Source organism: Psychroserpens sp. SPM9, from assembly GCF_025153525.1.
Taxonomy (GTDB): domain Bacteria; phylum Bacteroidota; class Bacteroidia; order Flavobacteriales; family Flavobacteriaceae; genus Psychroserpens.
Genome location: NZ_JANZNR010000026.1, coordinates 1 through 1910, shown reverse-complemented (window position 1 = coordinate 1910; position 1910 = coordinate 1). Strand labels below are relative to the sequence as shown.

Genomic DNA, 1910 nt, shown 5'->3' with positions numbered 1-1910 from the left:
CCCAACAGCGCATATAAAAAATAGCTAGATCAGTTATGAATCGTTTTTTTTCGTTTCTTTATAGAAGTAAAATAAGACTAGGAAGTTAGGGATTTGTTAATCGCTACTTTCCATATACGCACATGTTAGGCACAAGCTGAACTCACTCAAATGAATAAACGAATTTCTAAAATACTGAATGACGTACAAGACAGAAATTCTGTTGCTTGGAAAAAACTATGCGAATATGTTGACCAAGTTGCTGAAAATGAAAATGACGAGTTTGTTCCGAGAGAAGCTCTTGGAGATGAGTTATTTTCTCAAATTTTCACACTACCTGAATCCATATCAAAACTAAAAAAAGTTAAAAAAATTGGACTTTACGGAAGTAATCTCAAAAGAATTCCTCCTGAAATTGGAGAAATGGAATCACTTGAATACTTTGACCCTTACACTTCTTACGATTTAAATTGGTTCCCATTTGAAATTTATAAGTGCACAAAATTAAAAGACAGTCGAATTAGTACAAGAGCACTTTATGGGAATTATAAAAACAGAATGGGATTTCCAAAACTTGACCATAATCCAATCAGATATTTTGGAGATAACTTAAAGTGTAGTGTTTGTAATAAAGAACTGACATACAAAACTACAAATCAAATGTGGATTACTGCACACATTGGAACTGACACTATTCCAATGTTAGCAAACCTTTGTTCATCAGAATGCGAACTGAAATTACCAAAGCCACCTGAAAACTATGTTCAATTTCCACATAAAGGAGGTGCCGATTTGGTACAACCACCAGACGAAGATGAATTGTGGGAAATTGAAATAGCAGAAAGAGAAAAAGCGGAAAAAGATAATAAACTTGAACAAACGGAAGAAATTAAGACAGAATCAGAAAATACTAAATTTGACATGTCTAAATTTCCAGTTTTAAAACTTGTAAGAAAGATTTGGGACAAATAAGAAAAAGCCAGTGCCTAACAACGTGTATATTTAATTGCTTTTGTTGGCTAAGACGACGGTCCTTCCCTACTTTTTATTATATTGCATAGCAAAGAATAACAGCGTACTTGCACGCAACTAACCATACACATACACGTTGTAAAACATTTGAATGAAACGATTTCTAACAATCATATCCTTACTTCTAATTTGTAATTTGTCTAATGCTCAACATTCTGATAGATTCAAAAAAATAGTGAGTAAACTTGTGGAAATTGAATCTAAACCAGACACAATTTTTTACGGAAATGGAAAAATTTGGTGGATAAGCACAATAACCACTTATAAATACAATTCCGAAAACTTTTCAACTCATTCAGGAAAGCAAACTCAATATTACAAAAACGGACAAATCGCGAGCGAAGTTCTTTTAGGAAAATACGGAAATATAATATCTTGGAATTCTTATGACCGAGAAGGAAATAAAACGTCCGAATCAATAACGACTGAAATCGACTCAAACGCAAATAATCTGACTGAATTTTTCGAATCCGACGAACATATCAGTTTTAAAAGAATTGAGAAATATTATAAATGCTCATATAAATTACAAGTCTGTTATTTGTTTAAAGAAGGACAAACAGTGAACGGAAAAAAGGTCGGACTTTGGAAAACTTTTAACGAAAACGGAGAACTGAAAAAAGAAAAAAACTATTGAATAAAAAAACGTTTTACAACAACGTGTATAATTAATAGTGTTTAAAGATGGTTCCAGAAATTCTGCCGAATTTCCGCACTCTTCGTTCTTTTTTGCTAACTTAGTTCTCTAACACTACTAACCATACACGAACACGTTGTGTGTCATTTGAGAAAAAATGAGAAACCATTTAATAATCTTACTTCTAATTCTAACTTCTTGCAATTCTGACAAAATTGACAAAGCGGAATTTAATGACTTTTCAGACATTGAAATTCTTTAT

The 1910-nt window shown here is 32.1% G+C and carries 2 protein-coding genes; both read left to right on the top strand.

All coding sequences use genetic code 11. The features are described from left to right. The first annotated feature begins 150 nt into the window (after window positions 1–150). Window positions 151–951 carry a hypothetical protein gene (locus N4270_RS17035; RefSeq protein WP_260098557.1) on the top strand — a complete coding sequence of 267 codons (801 nt, stop codon included), beginning with the start codon at window positions 151–153 and terminating at the stop codon, window positions 949–951. 151 nt (window positions 952–1102) lie between these two features. Then, window positions 1103–1648, top strand: a complete 546-nt coding sequence (locus tag N4270_RS17030) for a hypothetical protein (protein ID WP_260098556.1) — start codon at window positions 1103–1105, stop codon at window positions 1646–1648. Window positions 1649–1910 lie beyond the last annotated feature (262 nt).

What these genes read in the sequence shown, in the direction of transcription:
- N4270_RS17035 (WP_260098557.1), top strand. Translation starts at nt 151, where the DNA reads ATGAATAAACGAATTTCTAAAATACTGAATGACGTACAAGACAGAAAT.
- N4270_RS17030 (WP_260098556.1), top strand. Translation starts at nt 1,103, where the DNA reads ATGAAACGATTTCTAACAATCATATCCTTACTTCTAATTTGTAATTTG.